20 protein-coding genes are annotated in these 20,001 nt (G+C 69.3%); 5 read left to right on the top strand and 15 right to left on the bottom strand.

Features of this window, described 5'->3' with window-relative positions; all coding sequences use genetic code 11:
* Positions 1-253: 253 nt before the first annotated feature.
* Positions 254-514, top strand: a complete 261-nt coding sequence (rpsT, locus tag QM693_RS24680; RefSeq protein ID WP_005248015.1) for a 30S ribosomal protein S20 — start codon at positions 254-256, stop codon at positions 512-514.
* 72 nt (positions 515-586) lie between these two features.
* Here rpsT and holA read toward each other — a convergent pair whose 3' ends face one another.
* Positions 587-1,564 carry a DNA polymerase III subunit delta gene (gene holA, locus QM693_RS24675; protein WP_283353682.1) on the bottom strand — a complete coding sequence of 326 codons (978 nt, stop codon included), beginning with the start codon at positions 1,562-1,564 and terminating at the stop codon, positions 587-589.
* Between the two features lie 118 nt (positions 1,565-1,682).
* Between holA and QM693_RS24670 the strand changes: the two genes are divergently transcribed.
* Positions 1,683-2,438, top strand: coding sequence for a hypothetical protein (locus QM693_RS24670; protein WP_283353681.1), 756 nt, complete (start codon positions 1,683-1,685; stop codon positions 2,436-2,438).
* Here QM693_RS24670 and QM693_RS24665 read toward each other — a convergent pair.
* Together QM693_RS24665 and QM693_RS24660 are read right to left on the bottom strand one after the other, a co-directional pair.
* On the bottom strand, positions 2,431-3,540 hold the full coding sequence (locus QM693_RS24665; protein ID WP_283353680.1) for a carboxylate-amine ligase: 1,110 nt from the start codon (positions 3,538-3,540) through the stop codon (positions 2,431-2,433). The genes QM693_RS24670 and QM693_RS24665 overlap by 8 nt on opposite strands.
* A 49-nt stretch (positions 3,541-3,589) precedes the next feature.
* Entirely contained in the window at positions 3,590-5,140 is a 1,551-nt protein-coding gene (locus QM693_RS24660) for a carboxylesterase/lipase family protein (RefSeq protein ID WP_283353679.1), read from the bottom strand.
* Between the two features lie 133 nt (positions 5,141-5,273).
* On the opposite strand from QM693_RS24660, the gene QM693_RS24655 reads away from it, so the two are divergent.
* Positions 5,274-6,002 carry a GAF and ANTAR domain-containing protein gene (locus tag QM693_RS24655; RefSeq protein WP_283353678.1) on the top strand — a complete coding sequence of 243 codons (729 nt, stop codon included), beginning with the start codon at positions 5,274-5,276 and terminating at the stop codon, positions 6,000-6,002.
* Between the two features lie 6 nt (positions 6,003-6,008).
* Here the strand turns inward: QM693_RS24655 and QM693_RS24650 are convergent, their stop codons facing one another.
* The 12 genes from QM693_RS24650 to QM693_RS24595 all read right to left on the bottom strand — a co-directional run bounded on the left by QM693_RS24650 (position 6,009) and on the right by QM693_RS24595 (position 17,066).
* Complete coding sequence (locus tag QM693_RS24650; RefSeq protein ID WP_198602055.1) at positions 6,009-6,179, bottom strand: hypothetical protein; 171 nt, start codon at positions 6,177-6,179, stop codon at positions 6,009-6,011.
* Between the two features lie 195 nt (positions 6,180-6,374).
* The gene (locus QM693_RS24645; protein ID WP_283353677.1) at positions 6,375-7,340 is read right to left on the bottom strand and encodes an LLM class F420-dependent oxidoreductase; all 966 of its coding nucleotides are present in this window, start codon (positions 7,338-7,340) and stop codon (positions 6,375-6,377) included.
* A 52-nt stretch (positions 7,341-7,392) separates the two neighbouring features.
* Positions 7,393-8,952 (bottom strand): ComEC/Rec2 family competence protein, encoded by a 1,560-nt coding sequence (locus QM693_RS24640; protein WP_283353676.1) that lies wholly within the window; start codon positions 8,950-8,952, stop codon positions 7,393-7,395.
* A complete protein-coding gene (locus QM693_RS24635) occupies positions 8,952-9,812 on the bottom strand; it encodes a ComEA family DNA-binding protein (RefSeq protein ID WP_283353675.1) in 861 nt (286 codons plus the stop codon). The genes QM693_RS24640 and QM693_RS24635 overlap by 1 nt, the downstream gene beginning before the upstream one ends.
* A 70-nt stretch (positions 9,813-9,882) precedes the next feature.
* On the bottom strand, positions 9,883-10,749 hold the full coding sequence (locus tag QM693_RS24630) for a DegV family protein (RefSeq protein WP_283333620.1): 867 nt from the start codon (positions 10,747-10,749) through the stop codon (positions 9,883-9,885).
* 4 nt (positions 10,750-10,753) lie between these two features.
* The gene (gene octT / locus QM693_RS24625; RefSeq protein ID WP_283333619.1) at positions 10,754-11,551 is read right to left on the bottom strand and encodes a diglucosylglycerate octanoyltransferase; all 798 of its coding nucleotides are present in this window, start codon (positions 11,549-11,551) and stop codon (positions 10,754-10,756) included.
* Positions 11,538-12,197, bottom strand: a complete 660-nt coding sequence (locus QM693_RS24620) for a histidine phosphatase family protein (RefSeq protein ID WP_280782402.1) — start codon at positions 12,195-12,197, stop codon at positions 11,538-11,540. The genes octT and QM693_RS24620 overlap by 14 nt, the downstream gene beginning before the upstream one ends.
* The gene (gene rsfS, locus QM693_RS24615; RefSeq protein ID WP_105415022.1) at positions 12,194-12,619 is read right to left on the bottom strand and encodes a ribosome silencing factor; all 426 of its coding nucleotides are present in this window, start codon (positions 12,617-12,619) and stop codon (positions 12,194-12,196) included. Before rsfS ends, QM693_RS24620 begins: the two co-directional genes overlap by 4 nt.
* 35 nt (positions 12,620-12,654) lie before the next feature.
* A complete protein-coding gene (gene nadD / locus QM693_RS24610) occupies positions 12,655-13,305 on the bottom strand; it encodes a nicotinate-nucleotide adenylyltransferase (protein ID WP_005261284.1) in 651 nt (216 codons plus the stop codon).
* A gap of 64 nt (positions 13,306-13,369) precedes the next feature.
* Positions 13,370-14,830: a vWA domain-containing protein gene (locus QM693_RS24605; protein WP_283353674.1), complete on the bottom strand. Its 1,461-nt coding sequence runs from the start codon at positions 14,828-14,830 to the stop codon at positions 13,370-13,372.
* A gap of 10 nt (positions 14,831-14,840) precedes the next feature.
* Positions 14,841-15,722, bottom strand: coding sequence for an AAA family ATPase (locus QM693_RS24600; RefSeq protein WP_005261286.1), 882 nt, complete (start codon positions 15,720-15,722; stop codon positions 14,841-14,843).
* A gap of 63 nt (positions 15,723-15,785) precedes the next feature.
* Positions 15,786-17,066 carry a glutamate-5-semialdehyde dehydrogenase gene (locus tag QM693_RS24595; protein WP_280782399.1) on the bottom strand — a complete coding sequence of 427 codons (1,281 nt, stop codon included), beginning with the start codon at positions 17,064-17,066 and terminating at the stop codon, positions 15,786-15,788.
* 114 nt (positions 17,067-17,180) lie between these two features.
* Between QM693_RS24595 and QM693_RS24590 the strand changes: the two genes are divergently transcribed.
* Positions 17,181-18,281, top strand: a complete 1,101-nt coding sequence (locus QM693_RS24590; protein WP_283353673.1) for an NADH:flavin oxidoreductase/NADH oxidase — start codon at positions 17,181-17,183, stop codon at positions 18,279-18,281.
* Positions 18,282-18,524: 243 nt separating this feature from the next.
* On the top strand, positions 18,525-19,994 hold the full coding sequence (locus QM693_RS24585; protein ID WP_283333615.1) for an MFS transporter: 1,470 nt from the start codon (positions 18,525-18,527) through the stop codon (positions 19,992-19,994).
* Positions 19,995-20,001: the final 7 nt, after the last annotated feature.

The following is a 20,001-nucleotide window of genomic DNA, read 5'->3' as shown; positions in this document are numbered from 1 at the left end:
CCCGATTTCCGGACAGGGGCTTTCGAGGTTGCCGACGATTTCGTTACTGTTGACGACTTCGATGCTGGGGGCGTCATCCCAGACATGCTGCTACATGCACACCCGTTCAGCAGCACAGCCGCAGGATTTCCCGGCGCGTCCGGCGCCGGTTTGAGATCGGACACCGATCACTGGTAATCTCGCCTGTCGGTGCATATGTGTGCGCCCAGAGCTTTCTCGACCGTAACCAGCTTAAGACGACAGGATTTTACGCGTGGCCAACATCAAGTCCCAGGTGAAGCGGATCCGTACCAACGAGGCGGCCCGACTCCGTAACCAGTCGGTGAAGTCCTCGCTGCGCACGGCGATCCGCTCGTTCCGCGAGGCTGCGGCGGCCGGTGACAAGGACAAGGCCAACGAGCTCCTCGTCGCCACCAGCCGCAAGCTCGACAAGGCAGCCAGCAAGGGCGTCATTCACGCCAACCAGGCTGCCAACAAGAAGTCTGCTCTCGCGCAGGCGATCAACAAGATCTGACGGTTCTTCCGTCGTAGGCTCTCCAACGGCCGCTCGATCCTCGGATCGAGCGGCTGTTGTCGTGTCTGCGTGTCAGACCTGGCGTAGCCGGGAGACGCGTCCGACGGCACTCTCGACGGCGTAGTCCGCGTCGGCCGACGCGCCCTTGACGTCGGCGTTCAGGGACGCCACGATACGTAGCGCCTCACCCACCGACGTGGGTGTCCATCCCTTCGCGAGGGCCTGCGCCTTCTTGATCTTCCAGGGTGGCATGCCGAGTTCCGACGCCATCCGGAACGGGTCTCCCCGTCCCGCCGGGGCCACCCGGGCGATCGAGTGCACCGCGTCGGCCAGCGCGTCCGCCAGCAGCACGTGGGGTACGCCGCGCAGCATCGCCCAGCGCAGCGCCTCGATCGCGCCTGCGGTGTCGCCGGCGACGGCCTTGTCCGCGACGTCGAAACCGCTCACCTCGGCCTTGCCCGAGTAGTACCGCTGAACGGCGGCGACGTCGATCTTTCCGCCGGTGTCTGCGGTGAGCTGCGAGCACGCGGCCGCCAGTTCGCGCAGATTCGAGCCGACCCCCTCGAACACGGTCTGCACCACTTCCGGCGACACCCGGACGCCGAGGGTGCGGAACTCGCCGCGGATGAACCCGATGAGGTCGCCGGACTTCAGTTTGGCGCACGAGTGCACCACCGCTCCGAGTTTCTCCAGCGCCCCGGTCATCGCTTTCGCCCGTCCGCCGCCCGAGTGCAGGACGACGAGGACGACGCCCGGAGGCGGGTCCCCGGCTGCGTCGAGGATCAGTGCCACGGCGTCCTTGCCTGCCTCGGCCGCGGCCTCGAGCACCACCACGCGGTCTTCGGCGAACAGGGAGGGGCTGAGCAGTTCGGCGAGTTCGGCTGCCCCGGCGTCGCCCGCCCTCAACCGGTTGACGGGAAGATCAGCGCCCGCGGCCACGTCCGCGTTCGCGCGAACGTGGCTGATGACCTGCGCCACCGCACGTTCGACGAGGAACTCCTCGTCACCGAGGACGAGATGGAGCTGTTCGAGCTGAGTTGGTGTGCTCACGCGAAGATCGTGCCACGTGTGGCGGACACGGTCGCCGACACCCCGGAACCGGGACCGAGCAGGCCGAACACGGGCGATCGCCACGCAGCGGTCGCGTCGGCGGTGGACACTCGATCATATGACCGCGGAAACCGAGGTGGACGGCGTCATCCGCGCGGACTACGCGCACATGATCGACCTCGACGACGATCGCACGGCAGGGCAACGGTACGAGCTGAGTTTCCGGTACACCTGCCGCGACGGGCTGCTCCTCCGATGGTCGGTGCAATTGGTCGCCCGCTGTTCTGCCTCCGGCCACGCCGAGACGCTGTTCGCCGGTGGTCGATCCGTCCTCGAACCCGCAGCGCCCTCGCGCGGCGACGTCGCGGCGGCCGGGTCCGACGACGACTTCGACACCGCGTGCGAGTTCTATGAACAGCGGTGGCGGGCCCTGCTCGACCCGGCGGGCGGCAGCCCGCGAGGTGACACCGAGCAGCGCCACCTGTCCGACGCGCTCACCCTGTACGGGCGTACGTGGCGCAGCGGGGCGGGCCGTGCGGTCGCCGACCGACTCGCATCGTTCGCGAATGTCACCGTGCTCGCCCTGGGCACCGACCCCGCGTTCCACGTCATGCGCCGCACCGCCGCGCATTACCCCGACCCGGTCGTCCTCGCCGTCTACCAGCCCGCCGGGCAGCGCATCGACCTCAGCCTCGTCGACACCGCGACCGTGGAAGCGTTGATCGACGACCCCGGTCCGCTGCGTACCGGACCGGACACCAGCGCAGGTGCCCTGCTCACGGGTGTCGGATCCGCCGGACTGCTGCATCCCGGCTACATCGGCTCCACCACCGCCGGCGTCGCCGAGTTGACTCCGCCACCTCCGGTCAGCTGACCACTTCGCGCGTCAGGAGGTCGACCACCGCCGCCAGCGTGCCGACGCGCGTGAACTCGGCCCGTTGCCGCTCGGCGCCCGTGCCCTCGCGCAACACGGTGTCGAGCCCCGACTCGAGGAACGCCCGATCACTCGCGCCGAGCCCCGGGGCCACGCAGTCGTTCAGCAATTCCAGTTGCCGGCGGACCGGCAGGGCCCGATCCGTGGCCGGGCTCGTGCATTCCCCGTCGAGTCCGTCACGGGCCGCGCGCCACAACTGCGCCCGCAGCAGCTCGGCGCGCAGCCACGGCACGGTGAGGCCGTCGTCCAGCGACTGGAGCGCCCACGCGACGAGACCCTTCACGACCACCGCGTAGAGCGCCGCGTGCGCCGCGGTCATGGCGACGTCCGCGACCCGGACCTCGATGGTCGGCTGCTTGTCGGAGAGCCGGACGTGCCAGTAGATCATTCCCCGGTCCATGGCGGCACCGGTTCCGATCATGGCGCCGACCATCGCCTCGTACTCGTCCGCGGAGTCGAAGTGCGGCGGCGGTCCCGCCGACGGCCACCGCGACCACATGATGTGCCGCCAACTGTGATAGGCGGTGTCGTGCCCACTGTGGAACGGCGAGTTCGCGGCGAGCGCGAGGAGTACGGGCAGCCAACTGCGAACCAGGTTGCTCACCCGCACACCGACGTCGCGGCTCGGGACCCCCACGTGCACGTGGCAGCCGCACGTGGTCACCGTGTCCACGATCGACCCGAAGTGGCGGGCCATCTGCTCGTACCGCGGGCTCGGGGTGATCGCCGGGGGCAATCCCTCGACGATCAGGGACGTCCCGCTGGGTAGCAGCAGCAGATCGCGGCCCGCCGCGGCCTTCGCCAGCCGGCGTCGCAGGCTGCGCAGCTCCTCGTGCAGTTCCTCCCCGGTGTGGCACACGCCCGTCGCCGTCTCGATCTGGCATCGAGCGAGTTCACGCTGAAGCCCGTGAATGTCGTGGCCGGCCTCCGTGACCACGTCAGGTCCCGCGGTGGAGAGATGACCGGACTCGTCGACGAGGAAGAACTCCTCCTCGACCCCCACACTGAGGTCGCGACCCGATTCCGTTGCTGCAGGGCTCATTCAGGAGGTATCCCCGCGTTCCGCGGATACGAAACCGGGGCACCGCCGCTCAGGTGAAACCGATGACTTCCTCGCCCCAGGCCCGGCGGAGTTCCCGGTCCGGATCGGCGACGACCGCGTCGGACTTGCCGATCAGCAGGGTCGTGCGATCCGCCTCGTCGTACAGCGGCCAGCCGACCTCGGCTCCCGTTCCGTCCGGTGTGCCCTCGGTGGCGAACGACAGCCACCGTCGCTGGATCCGCTCCGACACGTGCCCGGCGGTTCGGTGCCCCCCGAGCTTGAATGTGGGGTCGTGCGGGACGACACCGAAGTTCCCGAAGACGTACGGCACCTCGGTGCCGTGGGTGGCGCCGATCCGCGCGGCGCGCAGGAACGGTGTCGCGTAGTCGAAGCGGTACAGCCAGGTCGGGGCGACGCGGCTGTGCGCCTCCGCGATCCACAGCGTCGGCATCCGGAACGCGGCGTCCCGCGAGATCTCCATGGCCGAGCGCTTCTTCGGGTAGTCGGGGTACGCGGCCGCCACCTCCTGTTCCTCGTCCGCCGGGAGGTCGGGATGGTCGGCGGCGATCGCCACGAACATCTGATGCACGGCGTCCGGGGTGATCGGCATCAGGGGCGACTTCATGAGCCGGAACATCGACGCCTCGTCCTTGTTCGTCCCGATCAGCAGCGGAATTCGGTGTGCGAGGCCTTTGCGGAATGCCGCCACCGGGTAGTGCGGGACCACGTCGCCGTCGACGGTCGGAGCAACCGCCAGGGTGCCGGGGACCCGCGCGGGCACCTGCTGGACGAGTTCGACGCAGGCCTTCGTCAGCACGTCGACGGGCAGGTCGCGGAGACGGCCCGCGTCGGCGGGCGCGATGTCGAGCAGCTCGAGGAACGACTCGGCGATGCTCGCCGCGCGGTCACCGCCGTACACGGATGTCGCGGGGGAACTCTCGGCGATCGCGCGATGGAACAGTCCCTCCGCAGGCGGGGACGTCATCAGCGTGGTGACCGCGCCGCCACCGGCGGATTCCCCGAACAGGGTCACGTCGCCCGGGTCGCCGCCGAATGTCGCGATGTTGTCGCGAACCCAGGTCAGTGCCGCAATCTGATCGCGCAGGCCCAGGTTCGTCTCGAACGGATGCTCCCCGGTCGAGAACGAGGAGAAGTCGAGGAAGCCCAGCGCACCGAGCCGGTAGTTGAACGTGACCACCACGACGTCGCCGCGTTCGACCAGACGGGTCGGATCGAACATGCGCTGTCCGGACGAACCGAGGTAATACGCCCCGCCGTGGATCCACACCATCACCGGCCGCGGTCGCTCGGTGTCCGTCGCGGGGGCGAAGACGTTCACGGTGAGGCAGTCCTCGTCGATGGTCAGACCGGGATCGATGGGCAGCGGGCCGTGCTCGTTCTGCGGTGCGATCGGACCGAACCGGGAACAGTCGCGAACGCCGGTGAAGGGTTCGGGCGGGCGCGGGGCGCGGAGCCGCCACTCGCCGACCGGCGGCGCGGCGTAGGGAATGCCTTTCCAGGACCGAACGCCGCCCAGGCGGACGCCCCGCAGCGTTCCCTGGCCGATGGTCACCTGTGGGTCCTCGGTGCGCGAAACCATGCCGTCATCTTCGCCCGGGACGACTGCCGCCGGAGTCCGATCGGGAATTCCTGCGGCCGGGACCTGCGGGGACCGCCCTCTCTGGCAGACTGAATCGGTGAACCGGGCGCATGCCCGCACGCTGGAGGAACCGATGCGAGAGACAGTGCCCGAGACGACGCGCTCGCAGGCGGTCGGCAGGTCGGCCGCGACGTTCGCGACCCTCGCCGATCTTCTCTACGCAGGCCAGGATTTCGGGCACGTCCACCAAGCCATCTGCGACGCCGCGCCGCTGCTCGTCGAGGGCTGTGACCACGCGAGCCTGATGCTCCGGGAGGGATCCCGCTATGTGACGGCCGCGGCGAGCGACGACGTGGCCTTCCGTGTCGACGAGTTCGAGCGCAGCGAGAACGAGGGACCGTGCGTCGATGCCATCGTCAGCGACACTCCCCAGTTCGAGACGGACCTCGCCACCACGTCGCAGTGGCCGCGGCTGTCGGCGCGGGTGCTGGCCCACACACCGGTGCGCGGTGCCGCCGGATTCCGACTCGTCATCCTCGGACGCAAGGTCGGCGCCCTCAATCTGTTCTCCGACACGGCGGGAGCGCTGAACACCACGTCCGTCGATCAGGGCATCATGCTCGCATCGTTCGCGGCGGTGGCGCTGGCGGCCGTCCACGAGCACGCCGAGGCCGAGACACTGCGGGCAGGCCTGGCCAGCAACCGTGAAATCGGGAAGGCGGTGGGACTGCTGATGGCGTTCCACAACATTCCCGAGACTCAGGCGATGGAGATTCTCCGCACCACCTCGCAGGACATGAATCTCAAACTGGCGACGGTGGCGCAGGAAATCGTCACTCACCATCACCGGAAGGTGACCTGACCGCCGTCAGTCCGCCTCCGGTGCATCGGGGTTACCCGCTATGCCGAGCATGGACAGGAGCATGCGGCAGTCTTCGGCGTCGAGTGACTGGGCGGCAACGACCCGCTGCGCTCTCCACACCTGCCCGGCGTCGAGCTCGTCGTCCACATCGAGATCTGTCCGCTCCGATTCCGACATTCGCCCTCCAACGCGGGTGCGTTCCAAGACCGTTCACCTCAGGCATCTGCCACCGGATGGTAGTCGGTGTTTCGGTGTCGCATATGCACATCGGGAATCGAAGTCGAAACGATACAGAACCCGTTCCGCCCCGGTCGCGCCGAGCGTGTCGAGCGGCGCGCCCACGAGACGAAAGTTGCAGCGGCACAGCCGATATCAGGAAGTCGTCAGCGCCCGCAGCGGCTCACTCAACTCGTTGGCGAAGAACTCGAAGAAGCCGTCGACGTCCGGCCCCGCGTTGATCAGCGCCAGATGATCGAACCCGGCATCGACGAAGGTGCCTGCCACCTCGAGGTGCCGCCGGACATCCGGCCCGCAGGCCATGGCGTCGCGGACGTCCTCGGTGCGGATCGACGACGCTGCTGCCTCGAAGTTGATCGGATTCGGCAGTTCCGCTTGAACCTTCCATCCGGTCAACCCGAACCGGAACAACCGGTGCGCCGACTCGACCGCGGATTCCTCGTCACGAGCCCACGCGAGGGGCACCTCCCCGTATCTGGGCCCCGACCCACCGGCCCCGGCGTAGGCCTTCACCAGGTCCGGATCCGCTTCGGTGGCGAACAGTCCGTCGCCGAGTTCCGCGGCGATCCCGACGGCCTCCGTGCCGCCCGCCGCGACGGCGATCGTGGGCGGCACGTCGGGGAGATCGAACACGCGGGCGTCGTCGAGAGTGAGGTGTTTGCCCTCGTACGAGTGGTAGCCGCCCGACCACAGCAGGCGGATGATGTCGATCGCCTCACGGAGCATCTGGTGCCGGATGGTCACCGACGGCCAACCGCCACCGACGACATGTTCGTTCAGCCGTTCCCCCGAACCGAGTCCCAAGGTGAACCGGCCCTCGCTGAGGACGGCGGTCGTGGCCGCGGCCTGCGCGATGATCGCGGGGTGATATCGGACGAACGGGCAGGTGACGCCGGTCGCCAGACCGATCCGGTCGGTCCGTGCCGCGGCGGCCGCGAGCATCGACCACACGAATCCCGAATGACCGTGGCTGTAGAGCCACGGGTGATAGTGATCGCTCACCTCGACGAAGTCGAAGCCGGCCCGTTCGGCCTCCACCGCCTGCCGCACGATCTCCCGCGGATCGAACGTCTCGGCCATCAGCTTGAACCCCACCTGCATGTCGTCGTCCCTTTCCTCGAGTTCTGCGAAGGTTTCCCGGATTCGGGCGCGCTCACACAAGGCGACCCAGCGACGACGGCCAGACCGGCACCCACAGCACCAGCACACCGATCGCGATTCCCGCCAGCACCAGCCGCGGTCCGCGTCTGCGCAGCGTCACACCGAGCGCCGCGACGGCACCGAGCACGATCGCCGCACCGGCGGGCCCGGAGGGCACCGCAACCGAGGCTCCGGGAATCCGCGCGCCCCGCTCGGCGACGGTGACGAGCCACCACAGCGGCCACTGGGTCACGCGCACCACCACTTCCGCGACGGGAACACTGACCCCCGCGATCAGCGCGGTGATCGCTCCGGCCACGGTGATCACGCCGACCACGGGGGCGACCAGGATGTTCGCGCAGACGGACACCAGGCTCACCGTCCCGGCCATCGCGGCGACGATCGGAGCGGTGACGGCGAAGGCGGCGACGGACACCGCCACCGTCTCGGCCACCGCCCGCGGCCAGCCGCGGCCCACCAGCATGTCGACCCAGACCGGCGCGATCACGATCAATCCTGCGGTGGCGGTCGCCGAGAGAACGAAGCCGAAGTTCACCGCCAACTCCGGTGACCACGCCAGCAGGGCGATGACCCCGGCCGCGAGCGCGGGCATCGCCTGTTTCCGCCGTCCGGTCACGAGCGCCAGCAGGGCGACCGAGCCCATCGCCGCGGCGCGCAGCACACTGGGTGACGGTCGCGCGATCACCACGAATGCGATCAGGGCCGCGGCGGCCAGCGCCGCACCCGCGCGGGGATCGAGCCCCACCGCTCGGACCAGGAGCAGCACCGCTCCCAGCAGAATGCTGACGTTCGCCCCGGACACCGCCGTGAGATGCGTCAACCCGGTCGCGGTGAAGTCGTCCTTCACCACCCGGGACAGCGCCGAGGTGTCGCCGACCACCAGCCCCGGCAGCAGTCCTGCCTCGTCGGCAGGCAGGACGGCGGCGGCAGCGGCGAACCGCGCACGCAGGGCGCCGGCCCACCGCTGATGCGGGGGCGCGGGACCGACGTCCGCGGGCGGTCCGGACACCCGGACCGTGGCCAGGCTCAGATCCCGGTGCCGCGGAGGGCTCGCCTGCCCGCGCAGGACCACGTCCTGCCCCGGCAGCAGTCCGAGCCACCCCTCCGCCGGGGCGAGGACGACCACCGCACCGCCCGAGTGGATCGTCTCGGTGGCCCGGCGGATCTCGACGACGTTCGCGTTCACGAGGACGTGCCGTCCGAAGCCGGCGATCTCCCGGGGATCGTCGACGAGGGTGACGACGAGCGTCACCCACGTCTCGTTCCGGGCGAGTTCGGTCATCGGGTGCCGCTCCACGGCATGAACCCGCCAGGCCACCCCGGCGGCGCAGCAGGACCCGAACAGCAGGACCGCCAACGTCGCGGCCGTCCACCGGCCCGGTCCCCGCAGGGCGCGTCCCGCGGCGAGGAGAACTGCCGCTCCCGACAGGGTCGCCACGAGGACCCATGCCGCCCGGGAGCCTCCGAGGATGCCGATCAGCGTTGCCGCCCAGCACATCCCGGCGAACGGCAGTAGCCGCAGATCGAGAAGACGCGGTTCGTCGTCGGGCATCACAGGGTGACCTGGCCGCGCAGTTTCTCCAGCCGCACCGGCCCTATCCCGTCCACCTCCCCCAGTTGCGAGATGTCGGTGAACGTGCCGTTGGTCGTGCGCCACGCGACGATCGCCGCCGCCGTGACGGGCCCGACACCGGGAAGTGCGTCGAGCTCCGTCTCGGTCGCCGTGTTGAGGTTCACGAGCCCTCCGCCCGTGGCGGCCGCTGCGCCTGCGGTCCCCGGCGATCCCGCGGCGGCGCCGCCCACCGCACTCGGTGGCGCCTGGGTGGTCGCGGCACCCACCAGCACCTGGTCGCCGTCCGAAAGTCGTTGAGCCAGATTCAATCCGAGGGTGTCACCGCCGTCGCGCACTCCCCCGGCAGCAGCGAGGGCATCCGCGACCCGGGAGCCCGGCGGTAGCCGGACGAGACCGGCCGACGCCACCAGTCCCACGACGCTGACGACGATCTCCTCCGCCGGCGCGGGTGCCGACGCCGCCGCGGCGGGAGCCGTCGTCACCGGCGCCGGAGTCAGGGAATGCACCCCGGCTGCGGGTAGCGACGGAACGGCCTGTGTCTCCGGCCGATCGCTGCGCACTCCCAGCACAGCGGCCGTCGCAACGACGATCCCCACCACGACGAGCACCAGCGCCCCGGAACGCCCGGGATCGAATCGTGCGTCCCGCCACCGGTCCGGCAGCGAGAATCCACCCCGGCGTTCGGCGGACCACGTCGTGTCGCCGTCGAGGACGGTCCCGATCGGCTCGGCCAGCCACTCCGGCTCCGACGGTGTGTCGGGCGGCGCCGCATCGCGTTCCCCCGACGTCAGGAACGCGAGCCGCGTCCGGCCCCTCGAACGTTCTTCCCTGATGCCCATGGACGCGACGGTAGAGTGCGCCGCCCACCGAATTGCCGCGACGACCAGGCTTTCCGAATCGGCCTGTGGATCAGTGCGACGTTGTGGATGAATCGCGGTCTTCGTGGTGCAGGGTGGGTTCCGGGCACAGCACGATGCCGATGGCGCCCACCCCGACGTGGGCACCGATCACCGAGCTGAAATCGGTGACGACGAGATCACTGACCTGCGGAATCCGGTCCTTCAGGTGCTGTGCCACCGCCTCGGCGCGCTGCCGGGCATGCATGTGATGCACAGCGACGGCCGTCCTGTCCAGACCTGCCAGCTCCACCGCGGCGTCGACCATCCTGGCCATCGCCTTGGTCGAGGTGCGCGTCTTCTCCTTCAGAACCAGCCGGCCGTCCACGAGATGCAACACCGGTTTCATCGCCAGTGCGGTGCCGAGCAGCGCGGCGGCGGTGCCGATGCGGCCTCCGCGACGCAACTGATCGAGCCTGTCCACCACGATCAGGCAACGCCCGCGGCTCGCGACGTCGACCGCCCGCCGGTACGCGGTCTCGAGGTTCGCACCATCTTTCGCGGCCCGCGCGGCCTCGAGGACCGGGTAGCCCAATCCCATTCCGGCAGACTGGGAGTCGACGATCCGCACCCGGCCGCCGAATTCCTGCGCCGCCTGGCGGCCCGCCTCCCACGTGCCGGACAGCTGGCGGGAGATGTGGACCGCGAGAACGCCTGCGCCCTCACTGAGTTCCAGCGCTGTCGCGTATGCCTCGGACAGCTCGCTCGGCGACGCGCCCGACGTGGTGACACCGGCAAGGTCGTCGGGGAGCTGGTCGATTCCCTCCCGGAAATCCTGGCCACCGCTGAGGACGTGGAGCGGGACCACCTGGATCCCGTACTGCTCGACGAGTTCGGGCAGGATCGAGGCCGAAGAATCGGTGACGACGACGACGGGCATCGGACTACTCGGCTCCGCTCGACACCGGGTCGGCCGGAACCGCACCCTCGGCGGAGTCCGGAACGACTCCCGCCGCGCGGAGCGCGGTCAGCATCGACGCAGCCACCTCGGTGTGTCCGTCCCAGCCCCAGTGGATGCCGTCCGGATTACCCTGATCGCTGAAGACGTTGGCGCGCACCGCCTCCGCGAGGTCGACGAGGGGCACGTTCTTCTCCTCCGACCACGCGGTGATGGCGGCAACGGCACCGGGGCGACCCGCGTGCACCTTGCCGTAGGCCTCGCTGCGATGCACGGACGGCAGGGTGCCGATGACGGGCAGCTCGGGACGCATGTACTCGAGCGCCGCCCGGGAGCTCTCCAGATATTCGACACTCAGCCGCGGGGGCAACGCCACCGGCCACCCCAGCGGGGACAGCCTGGGCTGAAGCCACTGGTAGCCGGTCCGCACGACGCGGCGCAGCGCGGGTGGGCGGACGTAACGCAATTGTTCCCGCAGTGCCGTCGGGAGCGGGGACGGAAGGGAGTCCATGCCGCCGACCGCGAACACGACGGCACCGGCGCGGGGAACCGCCGACCACACGCGTGGGTCCTGGGTCAGCGCCCACCACACGTCGCGGCTGGTCCACCCGATCCGCGCCACCAACTCGACATCCCAACCAAGTTGACGTGCAACGATATTGGGCCAGATGTCGGGGTGGTCGGACGGGAGACCGCCCTTGGGACCGTAGTACGACAGCGAGTCGGCGAGCACGAGCAGTACGGGGCGTTCCCCGGGACCGGCACCCGCGTCAGAGGACGTCACTGGCCACACTCGCAGAAGCGTTCCACACGTCGAGGCGCCAGTTGAGCGAATCGGGGTTTCCGTACGCACTCAGCTGTACCCAGCTGGTGTTGCCCAGCCCGCCCAGCACCGGCCAGCGGTCGACGGGCAGATCCAGCAGTGCGGCGGTCAGCGCGGCGATCACACCGCCGTGCGCGACCAGGACCACCGGCTTCTCCGCCCAGTCCTCGTGCTTCTCGACGAGTTCGGCGACCACCGGCTTGCTGCGGCGTGCGACGTCGATGCGACTCTCCCCGCCGGGCGGTGCCCACGTCGCGTCGCCGCGCCACGTGGCGCGGGCGCCGGGTGCGCGCGCGTCGACGTCGAGGTGCGTGAGCCCCTGCCAGTCACCGAGGTGCGTCTCGCGGAGGCGCTCGTCGATCTGCACCGGCAGACCGGCGTTGTCGCCGACCTCGACTGCGGTGTCGTAGGCCCGCCGCAGATCGGAGGACACGATGGAGATCGGTCTGCGACCGACGAGCGCGCCGGCGGCGGCGCGGGCCTGCGACCGACCCAGCTCCGACAGTTCGGTGTCGAGCTGTCCTTGCATGCGGTTGTCGGCGTTGTACTCGGTCTGCCCGTGGCGGAGCAGGATCAGACGTCGCGGGGCACGGGGGGCATCCGTCACAGCTCGGACTCCTCCGCCTGGGCGGCGGTGCCCGCACCGTTCGCGTCGGCCGGGCCGTGCTGCCCGAGACCCTCGACGGGCACGGTCGGGCAGTCCTTCCACAGCCGGTCGAGTGCGTAGAAGTTGCGCTCCTCGTTGTGCTGGACGTGGATCACGACGTCGACGAAATCGAGCAGTGCCCAACGGCCTTCGCGGGTGCCCTCGCGCCGCACCGGCTTGTGACCTGCCTCACGCAGCCGATCCTCGATGTTCTCGACGATCGCGTTGACCTGTCGCTCGTTGGGGGCGGAGGCGATGACGAAGCAGTCGGTGATGACCAGCTGCTCGGAAACATCGAGCACCACCACATCGGAGGCCAGCTTCTCGTCGGCAGCCACTGCCGCGATGCGTGCCATCTCGATGGCTTCGGTCGTTGCGCTCACGCGATGTTCTCCCAGTTCGGTTCGAAAAGTGCTGACTAACTCTTGGTCTTGTCCGGGGCCGGTTCGGACATCGTCGTCGCGCCGTCGAGACGCTCGGAGTCCGGTGGCCTGTACAGGTTCCGTTTGGAGATGTACTGGACCACACCGTCCGGCACGAGGTACCACACAGGACGGTGTCGACTGGCCCGCCGCCGACATTCCGTCGAGGAGATCGCCAGAGCCGGGATCTCGATCAGCGTGACCGCGTCCTCCGGCAATGCGTCCAGGTGACCGGCCAGATGTTCGGTGTTGAGATCGAATCCCGGGCGCGACACCCCGACGAACTTCGCCAGCGAGAACAGTTCCTCCCAGTCCTGCCAGGACAGGATACTCGCCAGGGCGTCCGCACCGGTAATGAAGTACAGCTCGGCGTCCGGGTGGTAGCTGCGCAGATCACGCAGAGTGTCGACGGTGTAGGTGACCTTCTCCCGGTCGACGTCCACCCGGCTGACGGAGAAACGCGGGTTCGACGCGGTGGCGATGACCGTCATCAGGTACCGGTCCTCGGCGGGGCTGACGCCCTTGCCCTGCTTCTGCCACGGACGTCCGGTGGGCACGAAGACGACCTCGTCGAGGCTGAATCGATCCGCCACCTCGCTGGCCGCCACGAGGTGACCGTGATGAATGGGGTCGAAGGTGCCGCCCATGACTCCGAGGCGGCGCCGACGCGCGCCCGCTGCTCCCTGTTCCACGAGTGCCGAGCTTACGTGTTCACACCGGCAGCAACCCGGCGACCACCGACGCCAGCTGCTGAGCGGATCGGCATTCGTGCATGCTGATGACCTCGTTGTACACCTTGGCCGCCGAGTCGCCCGTTCCCCACTGGCCGCGGGGCTCCGGGTTGAGCCAGTGCGCGTGTTTCGCCACCGATACGAGGCGGGCCAGGGCCTCCAGATTCGGGTCGCGGTAGTTGTTGCGGCCGTCGCCGAGCACCAGCAGCGATGTCCGCGAGGTGATGCTCTGGGTGAACCGCTCGGCGAACACCCCGAACGCGTTGCCGTAGTCGGAGTGCCCGTCGTAGCCGACCAGGTCGGCTTCCCGGATCATCCGCGACATGGCGCTGCCGAGGTCGGCCCCCGCGTCGAAGAAGCGGGTGACCTCGTCGGTGGTGTCGATGAACGCGAACACCCGCACCCGGGAGAACTGTTCGCGCAGCGCGTGGACGAGCAACAGGGTGAAGTGGCTGAAACCGGCGACCGAACCCGAGACGTCGCACATCACGACCAGTTCGGGACGCGCCCGGCGGGGCTTGCGCTGGACGAGGTCGATGGGCACTCCGCCGGTGGACATCGACTTGCGCAGGGTCCGCCGCAGGTCGATCGAACCGGCCCGGTTGCGGCTGCGCCGCACGGCGAGGCGGCTGGCGAGCAGCCGGGCCAGCGGGGTGACGTTGCGTTTCAGTGCCGTCAGTTCGGCGTCGGACGCGCGGAGGAAGTCGACTTCCTCGGCCAACCGGGGCACGCCGTACGACGCCACCCGCTCCTTGCCGAGGTTCTCGGCCGACCGTCGCCGCGTCTCCTTCTCGATCATCTTCCGGAAGTCGGCGATCCGCTGGGCGGCGGTGCGCTTGGCCACCTCGGATTCGTAGCTTTCCGTCGTTCGGGCTTCGCCGTCCTGCTGATTGCCCAGGAGTCCGTCGAGGATCTTCTTCAGCAGGGTTTCCGGCGCGACGTCCCGCAGCGCCTGGTACGCGGAGAACGACGGGCCGTTCGCCGACTGGTACTGGCCGAGTTCCTCGACCATCTGCGCGGTCAGGAGCTCGGTGAGCTCGATCGCCTCCGGTGATCCGTCGGTGAGGAGTTCGACGATCAGCTCGCGCAGCGCCTCGTAGTCGATCTCACCCTTCGCGTTCCGCGGCAGACTCGTGTCGATCGCCCCGTCCGCCCGGCTTCCGACCGCCGCCGGGAACCAGAGTTCGAACAACGCGTCGAACGTGGGCCGGTGGGTGGGCCGCCGCAGCAGCGCGCACGCAAGCCCCTCGCGCAACGATTCGCGGTCGAGCAGATCGAGGACCGACATCACCCGACCGGCGTCGACCGTCTCGGACGGACCGACCGTGATGCCGCGCCGCCGCAACGCCTCGACGAAGTCGACGAGATGCCCCGGCAGCCCGTGCGGCGCCGCGGGACCGCCCGGCTTCGACCGGGACGCGAGTGGACCACCAGCAGCCATGGGGAGTCCTTCAGTTCAGTCGCAGCTCGGCAGCGGCCCGTAGCTGGTCGGATTGGTGTTTGAGGACGACGCCCATCGTGGCGCGCACGGCGTCGTCGTCGAGGGTGTCGAGCCCGAGCGCCAGGAGGGTGCGGCCCCAGTCGATGGTCTCGGCAACCGAGGGCAGCTTCTTCAGCTGCATGCCGCGCAGTACGCGGATGGTCCTGACCAGCTGCTCGGCCACCGCCTCGGGCAGCTCCGGCACCCGGCTCGCCAGGATCCGCCGCTCGAGCTCGGCGTCGGGGAAGTCGAGATGCAGGAACAGGCAGCGGCGCTTGAGCGCCTCGGACAGTTCACGGGTGGCGTTCGAGGTGAGGACGACGAACGGCTTGCGCGTGGCCGTGATGGTGCCCAGTTCGGGGACGGTGACCGCGAAATCGCTGAGCACCTCGAGGAGCAGACCCTCGATCTCGACGTCGGCCTTGTCGGTCTCGTCGATCAGCAGCACCGTCGGGTCCTCGCGCCGGATCGCGGTCAGCAGCGGCCGAGACAGCAGGAACTCCTCCGAGAAGACGTCCGCCTTGGTGGAGTCCCAGCTGTGGTCGCTGCCCGCCTGGATGCGCAGAATCTGCTTCGCGTGGTTCCACTCGTACAGCGCGCGCGCCTCGTCGACGCCCTCGTAGCACTGCAACCGCACCAGTTCGGCGCCGGTGGTCTCGGCGACGGCGCGGGCGAGTTCAGTCTTGCCGACGCCGGCGGGACCCTCGATGAGCAGGGGTTTTCCGAGCCTGTCGGCGAGGAACACCGCGGTCGCGGTGCCCTTGTCGGACAGGTAGCCGGTTTCGGCGAGCCGAGCGATGACGTCGTCGACGCTCGCGAAGAACGGCGTCGTGGTGGGCAGTGCGCGATCCACGCTCGCTCCTTTCAGAAGGGGTGACGGGCAGAGGGGCTGAGGGAAAGGGGGTGGGCGAAACGCCTAGACCGGGCGGGTGTGCCCGTCACCCCAGACGATCCACTTGGTGGACGTCAGTTCGGGGAGCCCCATCGGGCCGCGCGCGTGCAGCTTCTGCGTGGAGATCCCGATCTCGGCGCCGAATCCGAACTGTTCACCGTCGGTGAAGGCGGTGGACGCGTTGACCATGACGGCGGCGGCGTCGACCCGGGCGGTGAACTCGCGGGCGGCCGCGAGGTCGGACGTCACGATGGCCTCGGTGTGGCCGGTCCCGTAGCGGTCGATGTGCTCGACCGCGGCGTTCAGATCGTCGACCACCTTGAGCGCCACGTCCAGGGTGAGGTACTCCTCCGACCAGTCCGACTCGGTCGCGGGCACCAGACCCGGCAGATCCCCGTGGACCGTCACGCTGTGCGTCTGCAGGGCCTGCAGCAGCTTCGGCACCGCCGTCTCGGCGATCGCGGCGTCGATCAGCACCGTCTCCGCGGTGTTGCAGACACTCGGTCGCCGCGTCTTGGAGTTGAGCAGGATCCGTTCGGCCATCTCCAGGTCGGCCGCCGAGTGGACGTAGACGTGGCAGTTGCCGACGCCCGTCTCGATCGTCGGGACGGTCGCATCGCGCACCACGGCGCTGATCAGGCCTGCGCCGCCGCGGGGAATGACGACGTCCACGAGGCCGCGGGCCTGGATCAGGTGCGTCACGCTGGAGCGGTCGTCGCTCGGCAGCAACTGCACCGCGTCCTCCGGCAGCTGCTGCGCCGCCAGCGACGCCCGCAACGCCACGACCAGCGCCGCGTTCGACTTCGCCGCGGACGAGGAGCCGCGCAGCAGGGCTGCGTTGCCGGACTTGAGTGCCAGCCCGAACGCGTCGACGGTGACGTTGGGGCGGGCCTCGTACACCATGCCCACCACGCCGAGCGGAACCCGCAGCTGACGGAGTTCGAGACCGTTCGGGAGGGTCGAACCGCGCACCACTTCACCGACCGGGTCGGGCAGACCGGCCACCTGACGCAGCCCGGACGCGATCCCCTCGATGCGCTCCGGGGTCAGCCGCAGGCGGTCGAGCAGGGAGTCCTCGGTGCCCGACGCCCTGGCCGTCTCGATGTCGGCGGCGTTGGCGGCGAGGATGTCGGCGGAGGCGGCGAGCACGGCATCGGCCGCCGCATGGAGCGCCGCATCCTTCTGCGCGGTGGTGAGCAGCGCGAGGACCCGCGACGCGGTGCGGGCGCGACGGGCCGCTGCGTGGACGGCTTCACGGGTATCCACCGCGGCACCGGCCGACGAGGTGGAGGTCACTGCAGTCATGAAGACAGCCTATATACCGGGGCCTGTACACCGCGGAGCGGGAACGACTGGGAATGATTTGGTCCCCCGCGCAGGTTGCGACTGGTCGAGACCATCAGAGGCAGGAGTGCTGTAGTGAGCGTGCTGTTCGAACCCATCACCTTCCGCGGAGTCACCGTCCCCAATCGGGTGTGGATGGCGCCGATGTGCCAGTACTCGGCCGACGTGACGGGCCGCGACGTGGGAGTTCCCAACGACTGGCACCGGACGCACCTCGTGACGCGCGCCATCGGCGGTGCCGGCCTGATCCTCACCGAGGCGACGGCCGTCAGCCCGGAGGGCCGCATCAGTCCCGCCGACCTCGGCATCTGGAACGACACCCAGACCGAGGCCTTCGCGGAGATCAACGCACAGCTCGAGTACTTCGGCGCGGTCCCGGGCATCCAGCTCGGTCACGCCGGGCGCAAGGGCTCCGCGCACGTCCCGTGGCGCGGGGGCGGGAGCCTCGACGGCGACGATCGGCTGTCCTGGCAGACGGTGGCGCCGAGCGCGATCGGTTTCGGCGACCACACCCCGCCGGCCGCGGCGACGACCGACGACATCCGGAAGGTGGTCGCCGATTTCGCGGCCGCCGCCGAGCGGGCGTCGCGTGCTGGTTTCAAGGTGGTGGAAATCCATGCGGCACACGGCTATCTGCTGCACCAGTTCCTCTCACCGGTCAGCAATCACCGCACCGACGAGTACGGCGGCAGCTTCGCGGGCCGTATTCGCCTCCTGCTCGAGGTCGTCGAGGCGGTACGCGGGGTCTGGCCGGCCGAGTTGCCCGTGTTCGTCCGGGTCTCGGCCACCGACTGGCTGTCCGAGGAGCCCGGCCTCGACGCGGACAGCTGGACGCCGGATCAGACCGTCTCCCTCGTGCAGGCCCTCGCCGATCTCGGCGTCGACCTGGTCGACGTCTCCAGCGGCGGCGTCGCCTCCGCCCGGATCCCGATCGGGCCCGGCTACCAGGTCCCGTTCGCCCGTCGCATCCAGAACGAGACCACGGTCCCGGCCGCCGCCGTCGGGCTCATCACCGAGCCGGAGCAGGCCGAGCGGATCGTGGAGTCGGGAGAAGCCGTCGCCGTGTTCCTCGGGCGCGAACTGCTGCGCGACCCGTATTGGCCGCGAAAAGCCGCACTGGTATTGAATGCCCAGGTGACGCCGCAGATTCCGGCGCAGTACGCTCGGGCGTACTGAGGCTCGGGCCGACAAGCCCCGGAATCCTTTGCTACGGTAATCGCTCTTACAGCTGGTAGTCCCGCACCCCGGACGGTGGGGCGGGACCGAGCCACGAGCCAGAGCCGATCGGCGGGGGCCGCATCGCGCCGAAGGGCCGTGGGTTGCCGAACCCGACCAGCAATCGCCGTGCGGGCGACGAAAAGATGCGTGCATCAGGTACGTGCCCCGCGCGGGTGATAACTGCGCTGGGGAGCGCACGACATGAATGCACCAGATCACTCGATCACGTCGGCCGAGGTGGCCGAATCACCTGATGTCACGGTCACCGACGAGGCCTCCGTCAAACGGGCCGTCAAGGCGACCATGCTCGGTAACGCCATGGAGTGGTTCGACTTCGGCGTGTACGCCTACCTCGCGACCACCATCGGCAAGGTCTTCTTTCCCGAGGCCAGCGGCACCGCACAGCTGCTGTCGACGTTCGCGATCTTCGCCGCGGCGTTCATCGTCCGTCCCCTCGGTGGACTGTTCTTCGGTCCGCTCGGTGACCGGATCGGCCGCAAGAAGGTGCTCGCCACCACGATCATCCTGATGGCGGGCAGCACCTTCGCCATCGGCCTGATCCCGAGTTACGGATCCATCGGGCTCGCAGCGCCGATTCTGCTGGTGCTGTTCCGGCTCGTGCAGGGATTCTCCACGGGCGGCGAGTACGGCGGCGCCAGCACGTTCGTCGCCGAGTACGCGCCGGACAAGCGCCGCGGGTTCTTCTCGAGCTTCCTCGAATTCGGAACCCTCGCGGGGTATGTCGCGGCCGCGGGTCTGGTCACCATCATCAGCACCGTGGTCAGCGCCGACGCTCTGGTGGACTGGGCGTGGCGAATTCCGTTCCTGCTCGCCGGTCCGCTGGGCCTGATCGGCCTGTACCTGCGGCTGCGGCTCGAGGAGACGCCCGCGTTCCAGCAGATGGAGCAGGCCGAAGAGCGTTCGCTCGCAGACGAATCCACGGGACGCAAACTGCGCGAGACCCTGGTGGAGAACTGGCGCCCGCTGGTGCTGTGCGTCATCCTGGTCGCCACCTACAACATCGCGCACTACGGCCTGCTCAGCTACATGCCGACGTACCTGTCGAACACGCTCGGCTACGACGAGTCGCACGGCCTCGTCCTCATGATCATCGTGATGCTCATCATGATGGTGTGCATCAGCTTCGTCGGGAAGCTGTCCGACCGGGTCGGGCGTAAACCGTTGCTGCTGGCCGGTTTCGTCGGATTCTTCGCGCTGTCGCTGCCCGCGTACCTGCTGATCGGTGTCGGGCACTACTTCACCGTCTTCCTCGGCCTCGCGATGCTCGGCGGGCTGCTGCTGCTGTTCGTCGGCGTCTTCCCGTCGGTCCTTCCCGCGCTGTTCCCCACCGGAATCCGCTACGGCGGCCTGGCGATCGGCTACAACCTCGCGGTGTCGATCTTCGGTGGCACCACACCCCTCGTCCTCACGGCGTTGCAGGATGCGACGGGCAGCGACCTCGTCGCGCCGATGTACATGATGGTCGCGGCCGTCGTCGGCGGTATCGCGGTCCTGCTCATCTCCGAGACCGCCCGGAAGCCGCTGGAGGGTTCACCGCCCGCCGTGGCCACGGACGCCGAGGCCCGCCGCATCCTGAAGCGCCTCCGCCGCACCAAGGGCGACGCATCCGCAGCACCCGCACAGGAGACGGCGGCCGCCGACGCGGGCTAGTCTCGGA

The organism is Rhodococcus sp. IEGM 1305 (assembly GCF_030058635.1).
GTDB lineage: Bacteria > Actinomycetota > Actinomycetes > Mycobacteriales > Mycobacteriaceae > Rhodococcus_F > Rhodococcus_F opacus_D.
This window is presented reverse-complemented; position numbering and strand designations above follow the sequence as displayed.